General features: G+C 53.3%; 16 protein-coding genes. 5 read left to right on the top strand and 11 right to left on the bottom strand.

What is annotated here, in order from left to right:
• The 9 genes from lpxD to ACYQ8U_RS12555 form a co-directional block, all read right to left on the bottom strand.
• Window positions 1-1,053: a UDP-3-O-(3-hydroxymyristoyl)glucosamine N-acyltransferase gene (gene lpxD, locus ACYQ8U_RS12595; RefSeq protein ID WP_459945895.1), complete on the bottom strand. Its 1,053-nt coding sequence runs from the start codon at window positions 1,051-1,053 to the stop codon at window positions 1-3.
• A gap of 13 nt (window positions 1,054-1,066) precedes the next feature.
• Window positions 1,067-2,233: an exo-beta-N-acetylmuramidase NamZ family protein gene (locus ACYQ8U_RS12590; RefSeq protein ID WP_459945894.1), complete on the bottom strand. Its 1,167-nt coding sequence runs from the start codon at window positions 2,231-2,233 to the stop codon at window positions 1,067-1,069.
• Window positions 2,234-2,444: 211 nt separating this feature from the next.
• Window positions 2,445-2,987 (bottom strand): nitroreductase family protein, encoded by a 543-nt coding sequence (locus ACYQ8U_RS12585; protein WP_459945893.1) that lies wholly within the window; start codon window positions 2,985-2,987, stop codon window positions 2,445-2,447.
• A gap of 75 nt (window positions 2,988-3,062) precedes the next feature.
• Window positions 3,063-4,220, bottom strand: a complete 1,158-nt coding sequence (locus ACYQ8U_RS12580; RefSeq protein ID WP_459945892.1) for an acyl-CoA dehydrogenase family protein — start codon at window positions 4,218-4,220, stop codon at window positions 3,063-3,065.
• Between the two features lie 19 nt (window positions 4,221-4,239).
• On the bottom strand, window positions 4,240-5,022 hold the full coding sequence (locus ACYQ8U_RS12575) for an enoyl-CoA hydratase-related protein (RefSeq protein WP_459945891.1): 783 nt from the start codon (window positions 5,020-5,022) through the stop codon (window positions 4,240-4,242).
• Window positions 5,023-5,063: 41 nt separating this feature from the next.
• Window positions 5,064-5,810, bottom strand: coding sequence for a DUF6125 family protein (locus tag ACYQ8U_RS12570; protein WP_459945890.1), 747 nt, complete (start codon window positions 5,808-5,810; stop codon window positions 5,064-5,066).
• 14 nt (window positions 5,811-5,824) lie between these two features.
• Window positions 5,825-7,027, bottom strand: a complete 1,203-nt coding sequence (locus tag ACYQ8U_RS12565; protein WP_459945889.1) for a M24 family metallopeptidase — start codon at window positions 7,025-7,027, stop codon at window positions 5,825-5,827.
• A 13-nt stretch (window positions 7,028-7,040) separates the two neighbouring features.
• Window positions 7,041-7,889, bottom strand: a complete 849-nt coding sequence (locus tag ACYQ8U_RS12560) for a 3-hydroxybutyryl-CoA dehydrogenase (protein ID WP_459945888.1) — start codon at window positions 7,887-7,889, stop codon at window positions 7,041-7,043.
• Between the two features lie 30 nt (window positions 7,890-7,919).
• Entirely contained in the window at window positions 7,920-9,095 is a 1,176-nt protein-coding gene (locus tag ACYQ8U_RS12555; protein ID WP_459945887.1) for an acetyl-CoA C-acetyltransferase, read from the bottom strand.
• Window positions 9,096-9,524: 429 nt separating this feature from the next.
• On the opposite strand from ACYQ8U_RS12555, the gene ACYQ8U_RS12550 reads away from it, so the two are divergent.
• From ACYQ8U_RS12550 to icmF, 4 genes are all read left to right on the top strand, one after another.
• On the top strand, window positions 9,525-11,288 hold the full coding sequence (locus tag ACYQ8U_RS12550; RefSeq protein WP_459945886.1) for an AMP-binding protein: 1,764 nt from the start codon (window positions 9,525-9,527) through the stop codon (window positions 11,286-11,288).
• A gap of 77 nt (window positions 11,289-11,365) precedes the next feature.
• The gene (locus ACYQ8U_RS12545) at window positions 11,366-12,511 is read left to right on the top strand and encodes an acyl-CoA dehydrogenase (RefSeq protein WP_459945885.1); all 1,146 of its coding nucleotides are present in this window, start codon (window positions 11,366-11,368) and stop codon (window positions 12,509-12,511) included.
• A gap of 156 nt (window positions 12,512-12,667) precedes the next feature.
• The gene (locus tag ACYQ8U_RS12540) at window positions 12,668-13,315 is read left to right on the top strand and encodes a TetR/AcrR family transcriptional regulator (RefSeq protein WP_459945884.1); all 648 of its coding nucleotides are present in this window, start codon (window positions 12,668-12,670) and stop codon (window positions 13,313-13,315) included.
• 136 nt (window positions 13,316-13,451) lie between these two features.
• Complete coding sequence (icmF, locus tag ACYQ8U_RS12535; protein WP_459945883.1) at window positions 13,452-16,730, top strand: fused isobutyryl-CoA mutase/GTPase IcmF; 3,279 nt, start codon at window positions 13,452-13,454, stop codon at window positions 16,728-16,730.
• Window positions 16,731-16,768: 38 nt separating this feature from the next.
• Here icmF and ACYQ8U_RS12530 read toward each other — a convergent pair whose 3' ends face one another.
• On the bottom strand, window positions 16,769-17,431 hold the full coding sequence (locus ACYQ8U_RS12530) for an NUDIX hydrolase (RefSeq protein ID WP_459945882.1): 663 nt from the start codon (window positions 17,429-17,431) through the stop codon (window positions 16,769-16,771).
• Between the two features lie 15 nt (window positions 17,432-17,446).
• Window positions 17,447-17,797, bottom strand: a complete 351-nt coding sequence (locus ACYQ8U_RS12525) for a CGGC domain-containing protein (RefSeq protein WP_459945881.1) — start codon at window positions 17,795-17,797, stop codon at window positions 17,447-17,449.
• Window positions 17,798-18,000: 203 nt separating this feature from the next.
• Between ACYQ8U_RS12525 and ACYQ8U_RS12520 the strand changes: the two genes are divergently transcribed.
• Window positions 18,001-18,822: a crotonase/enoyl-CoA hydratase family protein gene (locus tag ACYQ8U_RS12520; protein ID WP_459945880.1), complete on the top strand. Its 822-nt coding sequence runs from the start codon at window positions 18,001-18,003 to the stop codon at window positions 18,820-18,822.
• Window positions 18,823-18,826: the final 4 nt, after the last annotated feature.

The raw sequence follows: 18,826 nt of genomic DNA, 5'->3' as shown, positions 1-18,826 counted from the left end.
TTATTCTTTTTTTTCAGACGTACTGCCAAGCTCTGCAAGGACCCTGCTATGTTTTCTTACCTCAGACTGCAATTCCGGGAGTTTGGCAAAGACAGCCGTCGCCTTGGCCCATTGACGCACCGGGATTGCCGGGGCACCACCCAGTACAGCACCTTTGGGTTGATCGTTGTGCACTCCGCCCCGGGCGGCGACCATAACCTGGTCACCAAGGGTAAGATGACCGGCAGTAGCTGCCTGCCCCCCCATGACGACATTTCGGCCAAGAGTCGTCGAGCCGGCAATGCCGACCTGGGCCACCAGCAGGCTGTTCTCGCCAACCACGACATTATGCGCTACCTGCACGAGATTGTCTATCTTCACGCCGGACTTGATCCAGGTAACGCCGTAGGCGGCCCGGTCGATACAGGTATTCGCACCAATCTCAACATCATCATCAATCCGGACAATACCGACCTGTGGGCGTTTGATATGTTCGCCGCGCTCATTGGCCGCATAGCCAAAGCCATCGCTGCCGATTACCGTGCCGGAATGGATAGTCACTCTCTTGCCGATGAGGCACCTTTCATAGACGGTAACGTTTGCATGAATAGTCGAATCGTCACCAATTTCCACGTCATCGCCGAGAACGGCACCGGCCTCGACCGTGACCCTTTCCCCTAGTTTGACGCGGTTGCCGAGAACAGCCAGCGGGGCGATGGAGATTTTCCGGCCAAGAAGACATTGTTCCCCGACAAAGGCCCGTGGATGAATGCCCCGGGCCGTAAAAGGTACCTGGACCAAAAAACCATGGATAAGCGCGACGGCCAGATAAGGGTCTTTCACCTGGATAACGGGGATATTTTTAACCGCCTCTATGCCTAAGGGAACGATCACCGCGCCCGCCCCGGTCGTTTCGAGCAGGTCAACCATTTTTGCTTTCGCCAGAAAGGATATATCTTCAGGGCCGGCGGTGTCGAGGGGGGCAAATCGGCGAATAAGAACATGCTTATCGCCGACGATCCGGCCACCGACCATTTCGGCAAGGAATTCAACGGATACTGTTTTTTCAGTCATGATTCTACCAGTTTTAATAGAGAAAGTATTTTTTTCTCAGGCGATCAAAGGCCTGCAGCTCCGCTTGCCAGTCTTCTTCGATCTCCCGCACCGGGACGCCCTCTTCCAGCTGCCGGCGTACCCGCTGATCACCTATTATCAGATCCATGGGCAGGCGTTGGTATTCATATTCATAGGGCGGCTGTTTATATTGATACTGGTCCGGATAGAGACGTATTGACGCCTGCAGCAGGGCCAGACTGGTCCTGTACGGCAGAAAGATTCGACTCTTGGTCACATGGATCTGAAAACCACAGCACGCCTGCCCCGCCCACTTGCCGGAGGTCGGTTCAAAAACCACCGGCCGCAGGCAACAGCCGGGCAATGAGGTTTTCGCCACGGCCCGGAGCATGTCCGTGTGCCGCCAATAGGGCGCACCAACCAGTTCAAAGGGCAGCGTCGTGCCCCGGCCTTCGGATACATGAGTCCCTTCCCAGAGCACCTGGCCCGGATACACCAGGGCCGTTTCGGGAGTCGGCATATTCGGCGACGGCCATACCCAGGGAAATCCGGTGTCCCGAAAAAGCATCGATCGCCGCCAGCCGGTGAGCTTGACCACCTCGAGCTCGGCGCCAAGGTGGAATTCATCGTTGATCAACAGGGCCAGTTCGGCAAAGGTCAGCCCGTGCCGCATGGGCAAAGGATACAAACCGACAAAGGAAGTGCAGTCGGCCCTGAGCAGGTTCCCCTCGATCTGCTCGCCGCCGATTGGATTCGGCCGATCGAGCACCACGACCTTTTTACCGAGCTGCGCCGCCATCTCCAGACAATAAGCCATGGTATACAAGAAGGTGTACACCCGGGTACCGACATCGATCAGGTCGATGAACAGCACGTCGAGCTGGGCGAACATCTCGGCGGTCGGCCGCCGATGCACACCATAGAGACTGTAGATGGGCAGGCCGGTAACGGCATCAAGCGCATGATCGGATTCGATCATATTGTCTTGTTTTTCAGAAAAAAAGCCGTGCTGGGGAGAAAACAGACAAGTCAGCCGGTCACCATATTTCTGGTGCAACAGCACCCGGCCATGGACAAAGTTCCGGTCCGTCGAGGCCTGATTCGATAAATATCCAATCCTCTGTCCCGCAAAGGACAGGGAATCATCGTGCACTACTCTTTCGAGGCCAACCTGCAGCATAATTTCAATTTCACGATCAATGAAAAAATTAACGGATAATATAGAAGCGAATTGGCTATCTTAATAGCGGGAAGGAGAAAAGTCAAAAAGTAGATTGCCACTTAGCCACTTATGCGGGAAAGACGAATATCTTCACTGGCGGATAAGGGTATGGCGGGAAGCCGGCACCCAGACAAGAGACAACGGATGCCGGCAAGGGAGCAGTATCTGTTCAGGACGCAGTGAAACGATCGTAATGCACAAAATCACTCAATTCCCTGCGCTTTGGCGGTGAAGGGGCGTGATCCGGATAGCCGATCGGGATAAGCGAGACAAGTTCATAACCGGCAGGGATGTGCAGCAGCTCTTCAGCCGCCTTATGGTCAAGAGAGCCGACAATGACCGAGCCCAGGCCAAGCGCACAACCCTTCAGACAGATATTTTCACTGATGAGGCCCAGGTCATACATAAACCAGTGCTGATAACGGGTTACCTGCTGTTCCTTATAATAGCCCGATTTCAAGGGATTACCGCAAACGGCAATGACCACGGGCGCGGACTCCATACATTTTGACGCCGGATTTTTCGCGGAAAGCAGCTCGGCCAGCTTTTTTTTGTCTGCTGCGGCCTGCACTATCACCAGTTCCCAGCACTGAAGATTCCCCCATGACGGGGCCATCCTTGCCGCCTCGAGAACCTCCGCCAAGGTATCGGGTTCAACCGGTCTGTCCAAAAATCGCCTGATACTTCTTCGCCTGCTGAAAATATCTTCCATACGCCACCTCCCCCTTTGCCCCTCCGTTGTCAACCACGCCCGGCATCGTCGATATCGAGCATAGCCGTGTTCGGATCAGGAAAATTCATTTAAAATTTCTCTGGCGATAATCAGTCGCTGAATCTCGCTGGTTCCTTCATAAATCGTGGTGATTCTCGCATCCCGGGTATACCTTTCAATGGGAAAATCACTGGTATAGCCGTATCCGCCGAAAATCTGCATCGCCTCGTAGCAGGCCTTATTGGCCGCTTCCGTGGCAAAGAGTTTGGCCATTGAGGCCTCCTTGGCATAGGACCGGCCCTGCTCTTTTTTATAGGCGGCATTCATGAGCAGCAGACGCGAGGCCTCAAGGGCGGTGTACATGTCGGCAATCTTCCACTGAATCGCCTGAAACTCACTGATTTTCTTGCCGAACTGCGACCTCTCCAGAGAATATTGCGTCGCCAGGTCCATGGCCGCGAGACCAATGCCGAGAGCCAGAGAGCCAATACCGATCCGCCCGCCGGCAAGTTCGGTTACCGCCGCGCGAAAACCATCGTTGAGCTGCCCCATCAGCGCATCGGCCGGAATACGGCAGTCCTGAAAAAGCAGCTCATTGGTCGGAGAACCATGCTGGCCCATCTTTTTTTCTTTTTTACCAATGATCAGCCCCCTGGTGCCGGCCTCAACCAGAAACAGGCTGATCCCTTTGCCCTTGCGCGCCACGGGATCAGTCACCGCCCAGACGACAAAAACCCCGGCAAACGAGCCACTGGTGATAAAAATTTTCGAACCGTTCAGCACCCAGTCATCGCCATCCCGCACTGCAGTCGTGGTCATGGCGGCAGGATCGGACCCGGCACCCGGCTCGGTAAGGGCGAAGGCCCCCGCCTGATATTCTCCACTGCAGATCCTGGCAATATAACGGGCCTTCTGTTCATTGCTGCCTAAGGCCTGGATCACTTCGTTGACCATATTATTCACGGAAACCGTTACGGCGGTAGCGGCACAGGCCCGGGCAATCTCGGTCATCGTTACGCTGAATGCGACTACACCGGCTTCCGTGCCGCCGAATTCATCCTTGACGTTGAGGCCCATGAAGCCGAGCTCGGCGAGCTTTTTCAGATTAGCATAGAAGCTGCTGTCGTCACCACCCTGGTCCAGCACAGCGGCCACCGGGGCCAGTTCCGACCGGGCAAAATCCCGGGCCGTGTCCTGAATCAGTTTTTGTTCTTCGGTTAAATCGAGATTCATGAGTAATCCTTAATTTCTGTTAATTGGCCTGAAATTTGGGCGGACGTTTCTCGAGAAAGGCCATCATGCCCTCTTTCTGTTCTTCGCCGGCAAAACAGAGGGAAAAGAGATCAGCCTCGTAGGAGCAGGCCCGGTTCAGATCCATTTCCATGCCATTATTGATTACTTCCTTGCACAGTTGCACGGCAGCAGGTCCACGGGAGGCGATTAACACGGCCAGCTCACGGCATTCGGCCATAAGTCGATCCTGGGCGACAACCCTGTTCACCAGCCCAATGCGGCAGGCCTCCGCGGCATCAATTATCTTGCCGGAATAGATCAGTTCATTGGCGAGGCCCTTGCCGATCAACCTCGGCAATCTTTGCGTTCCGCCGAAACCCGGGATAACTCCCAGGTTAACCTCGGGTTGACCGAACCTGGCATTGTCACTGGCCAGGCGGATATCACAGGCAAGGGACAGTTCGCAACCACCGCCAAGGGCAAAGCCGTTAATCGCGGCAATCACCGGCTGAGGAAGATTTTCGATAGTCCGGGTAACCGCGTGGCCAAGCCGGCCGAAAACCTTTGCTTCAGCGGGTGTAAGACCTTGCATAAAGGAGATATCCGCCCCGGCGACAAAGGCTTTTTCTCCGGCCCCGGTAATTATCACCACCTTCACGCTTCGGTCCTGAGCCAGTTGGTTAAAACAGCTGAGCATTTCCTCGAGTGTTGGCTGGTTCAGGGCATTGAGCGCTTTCGGCCTGTTTATGGTCACTGTGACTATGGCGTCACTTTTTTCCAGCTGTAAATTGTTATAGTTCACTTCGTCCCTCCTTATATGTAGTCGATATTATTTCTATCTAGTTACGATTCCAGGGTAAATTTCCAGGCACAATACCACTCCTCGGGATGCTTGTCGGGAGGGCAGCCGAGACATTCGGTGCGTATTCTCTTGTCGATGGCAGTGGCAAAATAGGTATACTCGACGAGTCCCGCCGATTTACAGGGATAATCATCGAGTCCCTTGCGTTTTCGGGCATCCTGTACACGACAGCGATTCATCTGAAACACAAAGCTGTTCGCCGTTTCTTCGACAATCGATTGGCTGTTGATGCTTTCATAGATGCGAAAGCCCAGAGCCTTCTTCAGACCCTCAAGCCCTGGATTTTCCGGTAACCCCAGAAAATTGCTGATCGATTTCGCTTCAACAGGCGAAAATTGCGCCCAGCAGGAATCGTTGCATCGCTTGGCATCATTCATTCCTGCAGCAAATTCTATGGTTTGGAACCAGACCCCGTCATTCACCAGCCAGTTTTTGGCCAGACGATCCTTGAGTTCGTTGAGCCTTGCATCGTCCATCTCCAGCAGAAAAGAAGGAATGCCCTCCTCCATGGTAAAACCAAGAAGCTTCGCCAGATGTTTCATCTGGATGTCAAAGCTCGTTTTCGAGGCACTCTGCAGCATCTCCAGCGCCTTCTCCATGCCGACCTGATGCTTTACCTCGGCAAACCAGAGACCATGATGAAGTATAAGTCGATGAAAGAGATCAATGATAAAACGGGCGGTTTCCCGCGAATCCAACTCGCTTGCACTCTTGGCCTGGATGGACATGCTTTCCCCCTTTTCTAAGGTATAATGGTTATTTGGTCCGGATAACTGCTGAGCTGTTCGAGACCATTTTGGGTGACCAGATGGGTATTTTCGATACCGACAACACCTCTACCCGGAAAAATTGTCTTTGGTTCCAGGGCAATAATCATCCCCTCTTCAAGGGCCAGTTGCTGCCCCTGGGCAATAAATGGAAACTCATCCAGTTCCAGGCCAAGCCCATGACCGGTAAATCGAATCCTTCGATCGCCGACGCCCATGAAGTTTTCCGCATAGCCTTTTTTTTCCGCCAGAGAAATCATCAGGTCGTACAGTTCTCCGGTCAGCGTTCCAGGCTTTGCCTGGGTCTTGATTTCATCTTGAATCTCGAGCATTGCCGTATGGGCCGCCTCGAGATCGGCGGGAAGCCTGCCGATGGAGAAAATCCGTGCATGATCGCAGAGGTAGCCATCCAAGGCAAAGACATAGTCAACCAGGATGGGTTCATTGGCACTGATTTTTCGGAACCCGGCACCCTGGCCGATAACAGTGCTGACGCCCGTACCTCCCGTAGGCGAGGCGAGGTAACTGGGCACCGCCGCGCCATCACCGGACATGAGGTGACCATAGAAGAGTTCGCCGCCCCACATGCGCATCCGGACAATTCCCTGGTGGCCGAGGCTCCTGGCATACCCTTCCAATTGACCACTCAGGGTCACCTCGGTTTGGCCGACCTGCAGCAGCTCCGGCACCATGGCGGCGACCTTATCCGACAATTTTGCCGCAGCCCTCATTTTTATGATTTCATATTCTGATTTAACCGCCCGCAGCAAGCGGATTTCATAAGAAATGTCCTCAATCTTTGCTTGTTTAAAAATGGCGCAGTATTGCAGGTAGAGGTTAGTCGGCAATACATCAAGCTCCATGCCAAGTACCTTGGGCAGTGGATAACCGTACCGCTGCAGAACGCCGACTATATGTTTTATGCCGACAAGCGAAACAATTTCCTCAAGGGGAGATTCCTGCCGCGCCCGGTCAAAATCCTTAAAAACCATGAGGATGGGCTTGCCGGCGACAGGCACATAGAGCCACCCCTGCTGCGAGGTGGCTCCGAAATAGAAGAGATCGGTCTTCTGGCAGATCAGGGCGCCATCTACTTCCCGTGCAGCAAGGAGTTTTTGTAATTTTGCAATCCTGTCTGCCAGTTCACCCGCCGGAACAACTACACTGTCGATTGGCATACGCTCTCCTCACTTAATACTGGTAGAACCCCTTGCCGGACTTGCGACCCAGCCAGCCGACTTCAACATATTTTCTCAGTAAAGGACAGGGACGATACTTGGAATCCTTGAACCCATCGTAGAGGGTGTCCATAATGGCCAGGCAGGTATCAAGACCGATGAGATCGGCCAGGGCCAGCGGGCCCATCGGATGGTTCATGCCAAGCTTCATCACCGTATCGATGTCTTCAACCTTGCCGACCCCCTGATAAACACAAAAAACCGCCTCGTTGATCATCGGCATAAGGATCCTGTTGGCAATAAATCCAGGAAAATCATTGGCCTCGGCGGCAGTTTTGCCGAATTTCTGACAAAGAGCCCAGGTGGTGTCAAAGGTCTCCTGGCTGGTCGCCAGACCTTTTATAACCTCGACCAGCTTCATGACCGGAACCGGATTCATAAAGTGCATGCCGATAACTTTTTCCGGCCGCCTGGTCTGCGCGGCTATCCTGCCGATCGGAATAGAAGAGGTGTTACTGGCAAGAATGACATGGGCCGGGCAGGCGCTGTCAAGATCGCGAAAGATATTGAATTTCAGGTCTTCACGTTCGACTGCCGCCTCGACAACGTAGTCAACCCCGGCCATATCGGCAAGATCCGTGGTGGTGGAAATCCGCCCAAGGATTGCCTCGCATTCGACGCTGGTTATTTTGCCTTTTTCCACACTCCGGTCAAGGTTTTTCTTGATGGTCGCCATCCCCCTGGCGGTAAATTCCTCTTTGATATCGCTCATCAGGACATCTAAGCCGCTGGTCGCTGCGACCTGGACGATACCGTTGCCCATCTGACCGGCCCCGATCACACCAAATTTTTTAATTTCCATCTCTTCCCCTCCTGCAATAAGAACAAAAAATCATCGATTAACCACCATGGCCACCGCCTCACCCCCACCAAGACAAAGAGATATCAGTCCTCGTTTGGCGTCTCTTCTACCCATTTCGTGCAAAATGCTCACCAGCAATCGAGCCCCGCTGGCACCGATCGGATGGCCTATGGCGACAGCGCCACCGTTGACATTGACACGGCTCGCATCGAGCTCAAGCACCCTGTTGATGGCCACCGAAGCGCCGCTGAAGGCCTCATTGATCTCAAAGAGGTCAATATCCGCCTGGGAGACACCTTCTTTTTTCAAGACCTTCGGAATAGCGAGGATCGGAGCCATAAGCACGTGCTTCAGCTCTATTCCGGCCGAGGCCTGAGCACCAATTTCAGCCATGATGGTACAGCCGAGTTGTTCGGCCTTTTCACGGCTCATCACCACCACGGCAGCCGCTCCATCACTGATGACCGAGGCATTGCCGGCGGTCCCGACGCCGTCCTTTTTAAAGGCCGGCCGCATCTTCTGCAGGCTGGCGAACGATGTCTCCTGGGGACATTCATCGGTGGTAAAAAACGTTGTTTCCCCTCTTTTCTGCGGCAGAGGCACCGGCACTATTTCATCCTTGAAAACGCCGTCCTTAATCGCCTGCAGCGCTTTTTTGTACGACTGCTCGGCAAAACGATCCTGGTCTTCTCGACTCACCTGCCATTTCTCGCAGATGAGTTCATTGGACATGCCCATATGAAAATCGTTGACCACGTCCCACAGCCCGTCATGGATCATGTGATCCTCAATCTTACCGGGTCCCATGCGGTGACCCCACCTGGCCTTTTCGAGATAGTAAGGCGCCGAACTCATGCTTTCCATGCCGCCCGCAACAATAACCTCGGCATCACCGCACTGGATGGCCTGGGCGGCGAGCATCACCGCTTTCAGTGCGGATCCGCACACTTTATTGACGGTAATGGCCTCAACCTCCTGGGGCAGCTCAGCCTTTATAGCCGCCTGTTTGCCGGGGTTCTGGCCATAGCCGCAGGGCAGGACCATGCCCATGATACATTCATCGACCAGTGTCTTGTCGATCCCTGATCGACTAACCGCTTCCTTAATGACCATGGCGCCAAGATCCGTGGCGCCGATTTTACTCAAGGATCCGCCAAAACTGCCAAATGGGGTTCGTACCGCACTGACTATTACCGCTTTTCTCATAATCTGCCTCATATTTAAGGTCAATCTTCATAATTTCAGCTCCTGCTGTCGATCATTTTACGCCGGCATATTTCCCACGGCAAAAAACCGACCAAGCGCTCAATCGTATTTTCATGGTTATCGACAAGGCGCTGTTTGTCAATGTTTTTTTAGCTGATGGTGTGGCAAATACATTCAAGCTTCCTCCCTTGTCGATTTTTCAACCGATGCGTACAGCCGAGATAAATTTTTACCAAAAAAAGGTACCATTTTTTTCTCTTAAAAGTAATTCTTAGCGCAAAATAAAAAAATCCTTTGACAAACATCATTAATTATTATTTAGTTCGACACATAAACCGACCGAGCGCTCAGTTGTGATCTCTCGGTCAAAGAAAAATTTATTTTTCACCTAGTTAATCATTTTCAAATCTGAACCGTAAGGAGTCACCTATGGGCATGGACAGTCTGTACAGAGAAGTAATGGACCTTAACATGATGGATGATAATGACCATAAAAAGGATGTCGCTCAAGCCTTTTTTGAAAAGCTCAACTTTATGGAACTCCCTGAATATTTTAACTGGGCGTCAGAAATTTTTGAAGGAATGCATGTTAAGGAACGCGGAGATAAAACTGCCTTTATCTGGGCCGATATTGTCACCACGGAAAGTAAGAGTTACAGCTATCAGGATTTTTCCTTCCAGGGCAATCAGTGTCTCAATGGGCTGAGAAAGGCAGGTGTTGACAAGGGCAACAATATGTACATGATGGTTCCGATCGTACCGGAAACCTGGTTTACCAGTTACGCCTGTATCAAAGGTGGGCTGGTTGCCGTACCGACCGCGACAACCATGACCGAGAGAGAGCTTGAATTCAGATTTGAAACCTATCCGCCCGATTCAATTCTTGCCGACGAAATCTATACAGATGTTATTGATGCGGCCCTGGCAACGACGAAATCGACCCCGAAGATTAAACTGGTCAGAGGAAAAAAAGCCGGCTGGACCAGTTATACCGATCTTTCCAAAGAGGCTGTTGCGGCAGAACCTGCCAAAACCCGATCCGACGACCTGCTGTTCTGTTTCTTTACCTCCGGCACCACCGGCCTGCCGAAACGCGTCGGCCATACCGCCGTTTCTTATCCCTTAGGCCATCTGTCCACCTCGGTGATGACCGGCATTCGCACCGACGACATCCATCATAACCTCGGTGCTCCCGGCTGGGCCAAATGGGCATGGTCCAGTTTTTTCGCCCCGTTGAATGTCGGGGCCACGGCGACCGGTTTCAATTTCACCGTGCTCGACGGCGACAAGTATCTGAACATGATCACCACCCATAAAATTTCCACCTTCTGCGCCCCACCGACTGCCTGGCGGATGTTCATCAACCTCGACACTTCCAAGTTTGATTTTTCCGCCCTTCGCCAGTCGATCGGCGCCGGCGAACCGCTCAACCCTGAAGTCATCACCCGCTGGAAAGCACTCACCGGAACGGAAATCAGAGATTTCTACGGCCAGACCGAATCAACCGCCATGATCGGCAACCATCCCTGGATGAACGGCAAAATGAAGAGTGGTTCCTTCGGTCACCCGTCATTTATGTATGATGTAGCCCTGGTCGACGATGACGGCAAAGAACTCACCGTAGCCGACGAGCCCGGTCATATCGTGGTGAAACTGGACAAGTGGCGGTCAATCGGCCTTTTCACCGAGTATATCGGTAGTCCGGAAAAAATGGCTGGAGTCTTCCGCAACAACCTCTATTACACCGGCGACCGGGCCTCCATCGATGCAGACGGCTACTGGTGGTTTGTCGGCCGAAGCGACGATGTTATCAAGTCCTCCGATTTCCGCATTGGTCCCTTCGAGGTGGAAAGTGCGGTTCTCGAACATCCGGCCGTTGCCGAGTCGGCCATCGTCGGTGTCCCGGATGAAAAGCGCCATCAGCTGGTGAAGGCGTTTATCATTCTTAAACAGGATCAGGTACCTTCACGGGAACTGGCCCTGGATATTTTCAAACACACCATAAGAATCCTCGCGAAATTCAAGATTCCAAGAATTATCGAGTTTGTTCCACAGGTCCCTAAAACCCTCAGCGGCAAAATTCGCCGGGTGGAATTACGGCAGCAGGAAATCGATCGAAAGGAAAAAGTCGGTGAGGCACAAAAACTTGAATTCTTCTATCAGGATTTTCCCGAGTTGAAGAGCAAAAAATAGCAGCTGCTTCGTCCAGGGAAGGAATGCATTATTCTTCCCTGGATGCTCAGTAAACCACTTTTCCGGAGTACAATTTCATGATTTTTGAACTGACTGAAGAACAGAACCTCATCCGCGACATGGTTCGTGAATTCGCCGAAACGGAAGTGGCGCCGACAGCAAAAATTCGCGACGAAGAAGAGCGGTTTGACCGGGCATTGATGTTTGGCAGACTTGGGGAACTCGGCCTGACCGGTATCGTCTTTCCCGAGGAGTACGGCGGTGCCGGTGCGGACTATATCAGTTACGCCATAGCCGTGGAGGAGCTCTCCCGGGTCTGTGCCTCGACCGGGGTCACCCTGTCTGCCCACCTTTCCCTCGGCGCCAATCCGATCTATCTTTTTGGCAGTGAAGAACAGAAGCAGCAGTTTCTTGTTCCCCTGGCCAAGGGTGAAAAAATGGGTGCCTTCGGCCTGACCGAACCTTCGGCCGGCTCGGATGCCGGCGGCACCAAAACCACTGCGGTCCGGGAAGGCGACAGCTGGATTCTCAATGGGACGAAGATTTTTATCACCAATGGCGGCGAGGCGGAAACCTACGTTGTCTTTGCCCGGACCGACAAGGAAGCGAAAAAACACTACGGCATCAGCGCCTTTATAGTTGAAAAGAACACGCCGGGTTTTTCTTTCGGCAAAAAAGAACGGAAACTGGGTATTCGCAGCTCCCCGACCCTGGAGCTGATCTTTGACAATTGCCGCATCCCGGCGGACAATCTTCTCGGCGAAGAGGGCCAGGGCTTCAAGATTGCCATGAAAACCCTTGACGGCGGCCGCATCGGCATTGCCTCCCAGGCCCTGGGTATTGCCCAGGGAGCACTCGACGCTGCGGTAAACTACGCCAAGGAACGGAAACAATTTGACAGCCCTATCGGTAGATTTCAGGGCGTGCAGTTTCAGCTCGCCGATATGGCGACCCAGACGGAAGCAGCCAGACTTCTGGTCTACAACGCCGCTTACAAGGCCAGTAACGGTCTGTCCTATTCCCAGGCCTCGGCCATGGCCAAACTGATGGCCAGTGAAACAGCGATGAAGGTTACTACCCAGGCGGTGCAGATCCTCGGCGGCTATGGATACACGCGTGATTTTCCGGTGGAAAGGATGATGCGTGATGCGAAAATTACTGAGATCTATGAAGGAACCAGTGAGATTCAGCGTCTGGTAATCGGTGCGGCCTTAGTACGGTAACCCGGCAAAACTCCTGTCATTTCGCCTTGCTGGCTGGAGAAGGTTCAGGGTGGTCGTCATGTTTTCCTTTTGTTCTCCCGTTTTTTTGTATACTTTTTCACAATAGCTCCGTTATACACAAAAAACGATTAACAGTTATCTCTGGGAGAAAAGTATATGCAGGATAGTGATACGCATTCGCAGGAAGTCGTCACCCATATTAAAAACCAGGAACTGGTAAAAGAACGCAGAAGACAGATAGTTGACGCGGCGGTGAAACTCTTTATCAAACACGGGTATCATAAAACGACCACCCGTGCGCTGGCCAAGGCAACCGGGCTTTCCATCGGTTCACTGTACGAATACGTATCAACCAAGGATGATGTGCTCTACCTGGTCTGCATTGCCATTCACACTGAAGTTGAACAAGGTGTGAAGGAGGCCCTCGCCCGACCAACTGTCGGAAAAGCCGCACTGGCCGAGGTCCTCCGCGAGTATTTCCTGGTCTGCAACCGGATGAGCGACCATGTCCTGCTCATGTACCAGGTGACCCACTTCCTCCCGTTAAAATGGCAGGAAAAGGTTACACAGGCGGAACTGCGTATTACCAACCTGTTTATCGAGGCAATGCGCGAGCTGCGCGAGCTGGGGAAATTGCCGCAGCTCGACGATGACACCATTAATCTTATTGGCCATAATATCTCGGTGATTGGCCATATCTGGGCCTTCAGGCGCTGGTATTTTGCCAAAAAGTTTACGATTGAGCAGTTTATTGAACAACAGACGGAATTTATCATGAGTTTTCTTGAGGAAAAAAACAAATAAGTTCATTCTCCAGCAAGGATTACCCACGATAATCAAAGGCAACATCCGTCTGCACAATACCATACGATACACTATCATGCTGGGCGGCTGTCTGCGGACGGCATCCCAGTAACCTAGTAGGAATGAAGGAGTAATTATGCACGCGGATGTTGAAATTTACCGGCCTGAAAACGTTGTTCGAGTCATCACTGCCACCTCCCTCTTCGACGGCCACGACGCCTCGACCAATATCATGCGACGGATCCTGCAGGATTCCGGTGTCGAAGTCATCCATCTGGCCCACAACAGATCGGTCCAGGAACTGGTCGACACCGCGATACAGGAAGATGCCCAGGGAATAGCCATGTCCAGCTATCAGGGCGGGCATATGGAAGCCTTCAAGTATATGATCGACCTGCTCAAAGAAAACGATGCCGCTCATATCAAGGTATTCGGCGGCGGCGGCGGGGTAATCGTCGCCGAGGAAATCAAAGAGCTGGAAAGCTACGGCGTGGCCAAGATCTACTCTCCGGAAGATGGCGCGTCCATGGGGTTGCAGGGCATGATCAATCATATGATCAAAATCCTCGATTTCCCGACGCTGCCTTTCCATGATCTTCGGCCGGAAAAACTCAGCTTCTCCAATCCGAAGACTATCGCCGGTTTCATCTCCGCCGCACAGCTGGCCAAGGCAAACGACAACGGCAGGCTGCAGGAGTTGACGGCGATGCTCACCCCGCTCACGGAAAAGCACAACCCGCCGGTCATCGGTATTACCGGTACCGGCGGGGCCGGGAAATCGTCGCTCACTGATGAAATCCTGGTTAGATTCCTCCATGACATCAAAGATATTCGCATCGCCGTCATCAGCTGCGACCCATCACGACGCAAGACCGGTGGCGCACTGCTCGGTGACCGGATCCGCATGAATTCGATCAGCAGCTCGGACAAGGTCTATATGCGCAGCCTGGCCACGCAAAACTCGGCAACGGAGGTTTCCGAAGCACTGCCGGAAGCTGTCCTCGTCGCCAAGGCGGCAGGCTTTGATCTGATCATCGTCGAGACGGCGGGCATCGGCCAGGGAGACTCGAAAATAACCGAACTGGCCGATATATCCCTTTATGTCATGACCAGCGAATTTGGGGCGCCCTCCCAGCTGGAGAAAATCGATATGCTCGACTATGCCGATCTCATCGTCGTCAATAAATTCGAGAAAAAAGGCAGCGACGACGCCATCCGGGATATCCGCAAGCAGGTGCAGCGCAACCGCAAACAGTGGCAAATTGCCCCGGAAGACTTACCGGTCTTCGGCACCATCGCCTCAAAATTCAATGACGACGGAGTCACCGCCCTCTATCATGGCATCATTGAGCAGCTGGGCAGGAAAACAGCCCTTACCTTACAGCCAAAACTGGCCAAGCCTGCACAAAAAATACCCTCTTCCAAATCGATTGTCATTCCGTCGGAAAGGATTCGCTATCTCTCGGAAATTTCTGCTGCCCTGCGCAGCTATCATGCAAAATCAGACCAGCAGGGCAAAGCCGTCCGACAAAACTCTCATGTCCAGTCGACCATTGCACTGCTCAGTCAGCAAGAAGGAGAGGACATCGGCACGGCCATGGAAGTTCTCCGATCCGCTGCCGCGGCGACTGCTCAAACGATCGACCGCGAGACCATGGACAGCCTGAACAGCTGGGAGAAGATCAAGGAGGCTTACGCCGGCGACGACCTGATCTATACGGTGCGCGGTCGCGAAATCCATGTCCCGCTGCATTCGCGATCCCTTTCCCACTCGAAGATCCCGAAAATTGCCCTGCCCGGATTCAGCGATCCGGCCGATATCTATCGCTGGATGCGCAAGGAACATCTCCCGGGATATTTCCCCTATACCGGGGGTGTCTTTCCCTTAAAACGCACCGGCGAAGATCCAACGCGCATGTTCGCCGGAGAAGGCGGCCCGGTGCAGACCAACCGACGCTTCAAACTGCTTTCCTCCAACTACGCGGCCAAGAGATTGTCCACCGCCTTTGATTCGGTGACCCTGTATGGCTGGGATCCCGCCATACGGCCGGACATTTACGGTAAGATCGGCACCTCCGGGGTGAGCATCTGCACCCTCGATGACGTCAAACAGCTCTACGACGGCTTTGAACTCTGCTCGCCCACCACCTCGGTATCCATGACCATCAACGGCCCGGCACCGATCATACTGGCCATGTTCATGAACACGGCCATCGACCAGCAGGTGGACCGCTTCGTTGCGGAAAAGAACAGGCAGCCGGACAACAGCGAATATGCCGACATCAAGGCCATGGTCCTGACCAATGTGCGCGGCACCGTGCAGGCGGATATCCTGAAAGAAGACCAGGGTCAGAACACCTGCATCTTCTCCATCGAATTCGCCCTGAAAATGATGGGCGACATCCAGGAATATTTCATTGCCCAGAATGTGAAGAATTTCTATTCGGTATCCGTCTCCGGCTACCATATCGCCGAAGCCGGGGCCAACCCGATCACCCAGCTGGCCCTCACCCTGTCCAACGGCTTTACCTATGTGGAATATTATCTGTCCAGGGGCATGGCCATCGACCAGATTGCGCCGAACCTGTCCTTCTTTTTCTCCAACGGCATGGATCCGGAATATACCGTCATCGGCCGGGTGGCCAGACGCATCTGGGCTGTGGCGATGAAGGAAAAATACGGCGCATCCACCTCGTCACAGCGGTTAAAATACCATATCCAGACCTCAGGCCGGTCGCTGCACAGCCAGGAGATCCAGTTCAACGATATCAGAACCAGTCTGCAGGCGCTCTGTGCCATCTACGATAACTGCAACAGCCTGCACACCAACGCCTACGATGAGGCGATAACCACCCCCAGTTCGGAGTCGGTGCGCCGGGCCCTGGCCATCCAGCTCATCATCAATAATGAATGGGGTCTGGCCAAGAATGAGAACCCCAACCAGGGCAGCTTTATTGTCGAGGAACTGACCGACCTGGTCGAAGAGGCGGTTCTCGCCGAGTTCGACCGGATTACCGATCGGGGCGGCGTACTCGGGGCCATGGAAACCGGCTATCAGCGGAGTAAAATCCAGGAAGAATCCATGTACTACGAGCGACTGAAGCATTCCGGCGAATATCCGATCATCGGTGTCAATACCTTCCGCAATCCGGACATTGATTTTGATCAACAGGCGGCGACCCTCGAACTGGCCAGGTCGACCGACGAAGAAAAGGACGAACAGATTGCCCGTCTCGCTGATTTCCATAACCGGCATAAGGACGATTGCCCTGCAGCGCTTGAGCGCCTGCAGCAAGTGGCTCTCAGTGGTGGTAACATCTTTCACGAACTGCTCGAAACGGTCAAACACTGCAGTCTTGGGCAGATCACCAACGCCCTGTATGCGGTCGGCGGCCAGTACCGCAGGAATATGTAAGGGGAAAAACCGGGTGGCGGGAAATCCTGAACCGAGGATCAGCTCCAGGCGAAAAAGGGTTGCTCGAAATGAGCGACCCTGGTTGCCTGGCCGCAAAGAGCCACCTCACGAAATTGATAGAGTATTGCCGCGGTCGGCGTGGCGATAAAGGTATCGCCTATCGGCATGAAAAGAATCGGCCTGGCCCTTTCTTTAGTTTTTTGTAACAGCGGGGCATCCTGGCGAAAGAGCTCGCTGCAGGGGATTCGGTGCACCGAGGCGACCTCCTGGTCGTTTTTCGTCAACTGCTGTATGGCGCCGCCCCAGATGACAACCGGCGTGATATGGAAGCCCGAACGAGTAACAAAATCATCGAGACAGCCGAGCAGCCGGTGAGCCGGCAGCGTCAGGCCGACCTCTTCGTCGAGTTCCCGAAACGCGGTCTGTACCGGATTTTCTCCCGGATCAATGCTGCCGCCGGGCAAGGCCCATTGGCCGGCATGATTTTTCAGTCCTCCCGCCCTCCTGGTGAGGATGAGCGCCGCACTGCTGTGCGGCACATCACCCAGACAATAGAGGCCGCCCTCCCCCCGGTAATCAACGATGGTCAGAGCCACGGCCGCCCGCCTGAAATTTTCCGGATTCAAGTTTGATTTTGTAAAGCCGGCAAGGTTGCCGGCAATGAGATTTCTACATTCGGTGTTGCAAAGAAAATTTTCCATAGGAGGCACGCGGGGCTAGATATATTTTCCGGTAACGGAAACGGTGGCAGTTGTCCTGCCATTTTCCGACCCATGAGTATAGCCGATGACATCAAAATCTCTGCCTATTTTTTCGACCAGTGCCTGGTAACCAGGGTATTTACCGCGCATGCAGGTGGACACATGAATGACCTGCACTCCGGCTTCTTTCATTGTGGTCAACTTATAGTCCAGGTCACCACCGCTATGAAAAAACCCAGTCAATTCGACATCCATGCCGCGATACCCGGCAAAGCTTTCCGTCCTGGCAAAAAAACTCCGCAGGCATCCCTGACCGGTACAGCGCAATGCGGTTTCTTCTCGCACCAAGATAGCGATTTTCAACATTTTTTTCTCCTGACGGATAAATATTTTCCACCAGCTGTTTCACGGTTTTGAACCAGGGAGTATACTGTAACATTGTCTTGCGAATGTGCAAGCCTTGCCGGCAACTCGCCTGCACCTTACTGATATTTTAGGTAATTTTTATCTTGTCAATATGGCAAAGTGTCCTACTGTTATTGCCATAACCTTCAAAAAAGGAAATCTGCATGACTGACCAGCATTTTTATCTTGTCGAAAAACAACCACCGCTGGCCTGGGTGTTCTTGAATCGTCCGGAAAAGAAAAACGCCATGGGCCCGGCCGCGTGGACCGAGCCGATGCAGATCTTTTCCGAACTTGATCGTGACCCGGCGATAAGGGTGATCATTATCGCCGGTAAAGGCGCCTGCTTTTCGGCCGGCATCGATCTTGTGGAAATGGTACCGCAGCTGCCGGAGTTGCTGGACAAGAACCAGACCGGGGGCACCAAATGGAAATTCCTGCCGAAAATCAAACAGCTCCAGGACGGTATCTCGGCCATAGAGCGCTGCCGCAAGCCGGTTATCGCCGCCATCCACGGCCACTGCATCGGCGCGGGTCTGGACATGGTAACCGCCTGTGACATCCGCATCTGCTCGGAAGACGCGCTGTTTTCCGTAAAAGAAGCCGCCGTCGGTTTTGTCGCCGATGTTGGTGTTCTCCAGAGGCTGCCGCTTATCGTCGGCCAGGGTCACGCCCGGGAACTCGCCTATACGGCGAGAAACATCAGCGCAAGACGGGCCAAAGAGATTCAGCTGGTCAGTGATGTCTACAGTGACACGGCAACGTTGACGGTCAAGGCTGAAGAACTGGCCCGCGAAATAGCCGACAACTCCCCCCTGGCCGTGCAGGCATCAAAAGATGTCCTCAACTACTGTGTCGGCAAGTCCATTGACGACGGTTTGAAATACGTTGCTTCCCTGAGCGCAAACATCATTCCATCAAGCGATCTGCAGGAGGCGATGAACGCCTTCAGGGAAAAAAGAAAACCTCAATTTAGCGGAAACTGACAAC

The sequence above is a fragment of the Desulfocastanea catecholica genome (assembly GCF_054657295.1).
This window is presented reverse-complemented; position numbering and strand designations above follow the sequence as displayed.

Excerpts from the sequence above, each read along its gene's own strand:
- lpxD (WP_459945895.1), bottom strand. The coding sequence starts at position 1,053 with ATGACTGAAAAAACAGTATCCGTTGAATTCCTTGCCGAAATGGTCGGT.
- ACYQ8U_RS12590 (WP_459945894.1), bottom strand. The coding sequence starts at position 2,233 with ATGCTGCAGGTTGGCCTCGAAAGAGTAGTGCACGATGATTCCCTGTCC.
- ACYQ8U_RS12585 (WP_459945893.1), bottom strand. The coding sequence starts at position 2,987 with ATGGAAGATATTTTCAGCAGGCGAAGAAGTATCAGGCGATTTTTGGAC.
- ACYQ8U_RS12580 (WP_459945892.1), bottom strand. The coding sequence starts at position 4,220 with ATGAATCTCGATTTAACCGAAGAACAAAAACTGATTCAGGACACGGCC.
- ACYQ8U_RS12570 (WP_459945890.1), bottom strand. The coding sequence starts at position 5,810 with ATGTCCATCCAGGCCAAGAGTGCAAGCGAGTTGGATTCGCGGGAAACC.
- ACYQ8U_RS12565 (WP_459945889.1), bottom strand. The coding sequence starts at position 7,027 with ATGCCAATCGACAGTGTAGTTGTTCCGGCGGGTGAACTGGCAGACAGG.
- ACYQ8U_RS12560 (WP_459945888.1), bottom strand. The coding sequence starts at position 7,889 with ATGGAAATTAAAAAATTTGGTGTGATCGGGGCCGGTCAGATGGGCAAC.
- ACYQ8U_RS12555 (WP_459945887.1), bottom strand. The coding sequence starts at position 9,095 with ATGAGAAAAGCGGTAATAGTCAGTGCGGTACGAACCCCATTTGGCAGT.
- ACYQ8U_RS12550 (WP_459945886.1), top strand. The coding sequence starts at position 9,525 with ATGGGCATGGACAGTCTGTACAGAGAAGTAATGGACCTTAACATGATG.
- ACYQ8U_RS12545 (WP_459945885.1), top strand. The coding sequence starts at position 11,366 with ATGATTTTTGAACTGACTGAAGAACAGAACCTCATCCGCGACATGGTT.
- ACYQ8U_RS12540 (WP_459945884.1), top strand. The coding sequence starts at position 12,668 with ATGCAGGATAGTGATACGCATTCGCAGGAAGTCGTCACCCATATTAAA.
- icmF (WP_459945883.1), top strand. The coding sequence starts at position 13,452 with ATGCACGCGGATGTTGAAATTTACCGGCCTGAAAACGTTGTTCGAGTC.
- ACYQ8U_RS12530 (WP_459945882.1), bottom strand. The coding sequence starts at position 17,431 with ATGGAAAATTTTCTTTGCAACACCGAATGTAGAAATCTCATTGCCGGC.
- ACYQ8U_RS12525 (WP_459945881.1), bottom strand. The coding sequence starts at position 17,797 with ATGTTGAAAATCGCTATCTTGGTGCGAGAAGAAACCGCATTGCGCTGT.
- ACYQ8U_RS12520 (WP_459945880.1), top strand. The coding sequence starts at position 18,001 with ATGACTGACCAGCATTTTTATCTTGTCGAAAAACAACCACCGCTGGCC.